The sequence below is a fragment of the Aquiflexum sp. genome (genome assembly GCF_977115555.1).
Map to the genome: position 1 here is coordinate 1 of NZ_CDSBKL010000319.1, position 4,957 is coordinate 4,957.

General features: G+C 40.8%; 6 protein-coding genes. All 6 read left to right on the top strand.

Annotation, left to right across the window (positions count from 1 at the left end; genetic code table 11):
- A partial coding sequence (gene yidC / locus ACZFYI_RS15700) for a membrane protein insertase YidC (protein WP_462525076.1) occupies positions 1 to 940 on the top strand: 940 nt, incomplete at its 5' end.
- Positions 941 to 1,099: 159 nt separating this feature from the next.
- Positions 1,100 to 1,783: a metal-dependent hydrolase gene (locus tag ACZFYI_RS15705; protein ID WP_462525077.1), complete on the top strand. Its 684-nt coding sequence runs from the start codon at positions 1,100 to 1,102 to the stop codon at positions 1,781 to 1,783.
- Between the two features lie 7 nt (positions 1,784 to 1,790).
- A complete protein-coding gene (locus tag ACZFYI_RS15710; protein ID WP_249722187.1) occupies positions 1,791 to 2,570 on the top strand; it encodes a ParA family protein in 780 nt (259 codons plus the stop codon).
- Positions 2,571 to 2,583: 13 nt separating this feature from the next.
- Positions 2,584 to 3,501 (top strand): ParB/RepB/Spo0J family partition protein, encoded by a 918-nt coding sequence (locus ACZFYI_RS15715; RefSeq protein ID WP_462525078.1) that lies wholly within the window; start codon positions 2,584 to 2,586, stop codon positions 3,499 to 3,501.
- 51 nt (positions 3,502 to 3,552) lie between these two features.
- A complete protein-coding gene (locus ACZFYI_RS15720) occupies positions 3,553 to 4,122 on the top strand; it encodes a DUF5683 domain-containing protein (protein ID WP_462525079.1) in 570 nt (189 codons plus the stop codon).
- A 6-nt stretch (positions 4,123 to 4,128) separates the two neighbouring features.
- Positions 4,129 to 4,851, top strand: coding sequence for a 4-hydroxy-tetrahydrodipicolinate reductase (gene dapB, locus ACZFYI_RS15725; protein ID WP_462525080.1), 723 nt, complete (start codon positions 4,129 to 4,131; stop codon positions 4,849 to 4,851).
- Positions 4,852 to 4,957 lie beyond the last annotated feature (106 nt).

Consider the following 4,957-nt stretch of genomic DNA (forward strand, 5'->3'; position numbering starts at 1 on the left):
TGACACCTTATCCATCAAAAATGTACAAATCGGCTTGGTGTTACCATTGGTAGAAAACAAAACAAACCTGAGCTATTATTTTGGACCAAACAGGTACAATACTTTAAAAAAGATCACTCCAGGATTTGAGAACAATGTTGACATGGGATATTTCTTTGTCAGCTGGGTCAACAAATACATCATTGTAAACCTTTTTCAATTCCTTGAAAAATACTTCTCCAATTACGGGATCATTATCATCATTATCGTATTGATCATCAAAATTGCCCTGACTCCTTTGACTTACAAGTCATATATAGGAATGGCAAAAATGAGGGTGATCAAACCTGAAATCGATGAACTGAAGGCAAAATATCCCGACGATCCTACCAAGATGCAGCAGGAACAGATGAAGCTCTTTGGGCAGTTGGGTGTAAGTCCGATTTCGGGCTGTCTGCCTTTGGTATTCCAGATGCCATTTCTGTTTGCGATGTTCTTCTTCTTCCCAAATGCTATCGAACTCCGGCAACAGTCATTCCTTTGGGCACATGACCTTTCGACTTATGATTCTATTTTGAAATTGCCATTCACCATTCCTTTTTATGGATCACATGTGAGTTTGTTCACCATATTGATGACCGTGTCGCAAATTGCCTATACACACTTCAACAACCAACTTACTGCACAGACCGGACCGATGAAAAATCTGGGATATATCATGCCGGTGGTGTTTATGTTTGTATTGAACTCCTTTCCGGCAGCATTAAGTTTCTATTATTTTGTTTCCAACATGGTAACTTTCGGACAACAGGCTCTGATCAAATTGTTTGTGGATGATGCTAAAATCAGAGAAAAAATTGAGCAGAATAAAGTGAAAAATGTGGACAAGAAAAAGTCAAAATTCCAGCAAAAACTTGAAGATGCGATGAAAGCAGCTGATGCAAATAAGAAATCCAAATAATGAAAAAGGCCTGAAAAGGCCTTTTTTCTTTTTAACCCTTGGCCGTTAAATCTCAGACTATTAACATTTTCAAGTAAGGTCTGTGGATAACAATTCATTTCAAGCAAAAATTTAAATGATATATTTGTAAATAGAGCAATTAAAATCATTCTCGCAACCATGATCAAACTGACCTATTTTGGACATTCGTCCTATCTTATAGAAATCAACGAAACCAAAATCCTTTTTGACCCTTTTATCAGCCCCAATCCCAAAGCTTCCAAAATAGATGTGGGATCAATTGAAGCAGATTATATACTCCTCAGTCATGGACATGAAGACCATGTAGCAGATGCAGAATCCATTACCAAAGCCAACAATGCCATTTTGGTTTCCAATTATGAAATCGCAGTATGGTTTGCACAAAAGGGTGTCGAAAAATACCATCCCATGAATATCGGCGGAAGTAAAGAGTTTGAGTTTGGAAAGGTAAAATACGTAAATGCTATCCACAGCAGCACGCTTCCGGATGGTGCATCGGGAGGTAATCCGGGTGGATTTGTGATCAAATCTAAGGAAGGATGCTTTTATTATGCAGGTGATACAGCATTGACCTACGACATGAAGCTGATCGGAGAGGAATTCAAAGTAGATTTTGCCATCTTGCCCATTGGGGACAATTTCACCATGGATATTCATGATGCCATCAAAGCCGCGGATTTTGTAGGTACAAAAAAAATTATAGGGATGCATTACAATACCTTCCCTTACATTGAAATAGATTTGGAAGCTGCAAAAAAAGCGGTTTCAGAAGCAGGAAAAGAATTGATTTTGCTTAATATTGGTGACAGTATTACCCTCTGAAATATTTATGGGAAAAGTTATCGCAATTGCTAACCAAAAAGGAGGCGTAGGAAAAACAACTACTGCCATGAACTTGGCAGCAAGTCTCGCAGTTTTGGAATTTAAGACTTTGGTCATTGATGCGGATCCACAGGCAAACACCACTTCAGGTCTTGGTCACGATCCAAAAGAAATAGACACGAGTATTTATGAATGCATGGTGGACGGCATAGACATCCACACCATCATCCTCAAAACAGAAATAGAAAATCTTGAACTCGTTCCCTCCCACATAGACCTGGTCGGCGCCGAGGTAGAGATGATCAACCTCGAAAACAGGGAGGAAAAGATGAAATCTGTCATACATCTTGTCAAAGACAAATATGACTTTGTGATCATCGACTGTTCTCCATCTTTGGGATTGATCACGATCAATGCGCTTACAGCAGCCAACTCAGTGATTATCCCTGTTCAGTGTGAATATTTCGCTTTGGAAGGTCTGGGCAAATTGCTCAACACCATCAAAATCATTCAGACCAGACTCAACCCCGATCTTGAAATCGAAGGAATCCTCCTGACCATGTATGATGTCAGGTTGCGACTTTCCAATCAGGTGGTAGAAGAAGTAAGGATGCATTTTAAGAACTTGGTTTTTGATACCATCATCCCAAGAAACGTACGCCTGAGTGAATCCCCAAGCTTCGGTCTGCCTGTGATTGCCTTTGACGCAGAAGGTAAAGGTGCCGTGGCTTACCTCAACCTTGCCCACGAAATAGCAGTTAAAAACGGCAAGGAAAAAGTAAACTGACCCAAAAAATACTATGACTGATAAAAAACCTACACCAAAGAAAAGCGCGCTGGGAAAAGGATTGGGAGCTTTGCTGCAGGATTCTCCTCAAAAAAACAAAAGTGAATCCCTCATACCTACATATCCAACCGCTGGAATTTTTGAAATTTCTCTGGATGAAATTCAGGTCAATCCATATCAGCCAAGGACTTACTTTGATAAAGATGCCCTGCAGGAACTTGCCGATTCTATTTTGACACAAGGCATCATCCAGCCGATTACTGTCAGGAAACTGGATGAAAACGAATACCAGCTGATTTCGGGTGAAAGGAGATTTCAAGCTTCGAAAATCGCAGGACTAAAAAAAATCCCTGCCTACATCAGAACAGCCAATGACCAGCAAATGCTGGAAATGGCCTTGATAGAAAATATCCAAAGAGAAAACCTCAACTCTCTGGAAATTGCACACTCTTACCAAAGGCTTCTGGCAGAGTGTAACCTGAAACAGGAAGAACTCGGTGAGCGGGTCGGTAAAAACAGAACCACTGTCAACAATTACCTGAGGTTGCTTAAGTTGCCACCTGATATACAGGCCGGACTCAGAGACAACAAAATCTCCATGGGACATGCAAGGGCTTTGATCAATGTCGAAAGTATTGACAAACAACTAGCTATCTTCAAAAAAGCCATTCAGGAAGAGCTTAGCGTCCGTCAGGTGGAAGCTTTGGTGAAATCCATCAACGGGGCCGGGGAAGAAAAGGAAGGTAAAAAAGAGTCGCCATTGGATCCTGTCAGGAAATATGAAATCAGCAAGCTCCAACAAAGGCTTGCGAGCCATTTTGGCACCAAGGTAAACCTAAAGTCGGATGCCAAAAACAAAGGAGAAATCAAAATCCCCTTTCATTCTTCCGAAGACCTGAACAGAATCCTTGAAATTTTGGAGATAATCTGAGTCTTGAAAAAGGATACCACAAACTGGCTTTTGAGTGAAAAAAACAAAGCAATGATAAGCCTCATTATCATTGCTGTTTTTGTTTTATTGCCTATTTGTGACATATCAGCCCAAACAAGAATTTCCGGAGCCGACACAGTCAAAATTGATTACACGGATCCTGCCATCAAAAACCCAAAAACCGCAACAATCCTTTCTGCCATCCTACCAGGTGCAGGGCAGGTATATAACGGAAAGCCCTGGAAAGTCCCCATCATTTATGCCGGATTTGCTGCAAACATATATTTCATAGAATTCAATAACCGAAGGTATGAGTTATTCAAAGAGGCTCTCGCAATATTTGATGCGGATCCAAAAGATCCGGAGCAGCCCTTTCCAAGCTTAAATCGTGACGGATTGGTCAGGAATGTCAACTATTGGAAACGGAACCGGGATTTGAATTACTTCTTGTTTATTGGTATTTATGCACTGAATATCATCGATGCCAATGTAGATGCGCATTTATCTGCATTTGACGTCAGTGATGACCTCTCATTCAGGTTTGAACCAAGTTATGAATCCCTGAGTGCCGGAGTTGGAGGAGGAAATATTATGGGGCTATCTTTAAAAATTAACTTTTGATTTAATATGAATATTCTTCTTTTAGGTTATGGTAAAATGGGGAAAATCATCGGCGACCTCGCCGAATCCCGTGGCCACCAAATTGTAGGAAAAATCAATATTGACAACAGGAATGATCTGGATTTGTTGGAAGTATCGCATATAGACGTAGCCATAGAATTCAGCACACCTGAAGCGGCTGTTGAAAACATCAGCTGGGCCATCGAACGAGGGATACCCGTGGTATCGGGCACTACCGGTTGGCTCGACAAAAAACCGATGGTCGAACAGTTGACAATCCAATACAATACCGCCTTCTTCTACGCTTCCAATTACAGCATTGGTGTCAATATTTTCTTCAAGGTAAACCGGTTTTTGGCATCTTTGATGAAAGACAAAGCTGAATACAAAGCAAGCTTAGAAGAGATTCACCACACTGAAAAAAAAGATGCACCCAGTGGTACAGCCATCACACTTGCCGAGGGAATAATCAAAGAAATCCCACGGATTGAAAACTGGACACTTACAAGTGAATTGATCGAAAATGAACAATCCTTATCCATTACTTCAAAGCGGATAGATCCCGCACCTGGAACCCATATCGTGAGGTATCAGTCTGAAATAGATGATATTGAAATCACCCATTCAGCACATAGCCGCAAAGGTTTTGCTCTTGGTGCGGTTTTGGTGGCGGAATGGATAAAAAATAAAAAAGGTGTATTATCAATGGACGAATTCCTATCTTTCTGAAATTTTAAACTATAATGACTGAAGTAAAAAAGAAAAAATCTGCAGCACGCGAATGGGCAGATGCACTGGTCTTTGCAGTAATTGCTGCAAGCTTAATCCGTTGGCT

What these genes read in the sequence shown, in the direction of transcription:
- ACZFYI_RS15705 (WP_462525077.1), top strand. Translation starts at nt 1,100, where the DNA reads ATGATCAAACTGACCTATTTTGGACATTCGTCCTATCTTATAGAAATC.
- ACZFYI_RS15710 (WP_249722187.1), top strand. Translation starts at nt 1,791, where the DNA reads ATGGGAAAAGTTATCGCAATTGCTAACCAAAAAGGAGGCGTAGGAAAA.
- ACZFYI_RS15715 (WP_462525078.1), top strand. Translation starts at nt 2,584, where the DNA reads ATGACTGATAAAAAACCTACACCAAAGAAAAGCGCGCTGGGAAAAGGA.
- ACZFYI_RS15720 (WP_462525079.1), top strand. Translation starts at nt 3,553, where the DNA reads ATGATAAGCCTCATTATCATTGCTGTTTTTGTTTTATTGCCTATTTGT.
- dapB (WP_462525080.1), top strand. Translation starts at nt 4,129, where the DNA reads ATGAATATTCTTCTTTTAGGTTATGGTAAAATGGGGAAAATCATCGGC.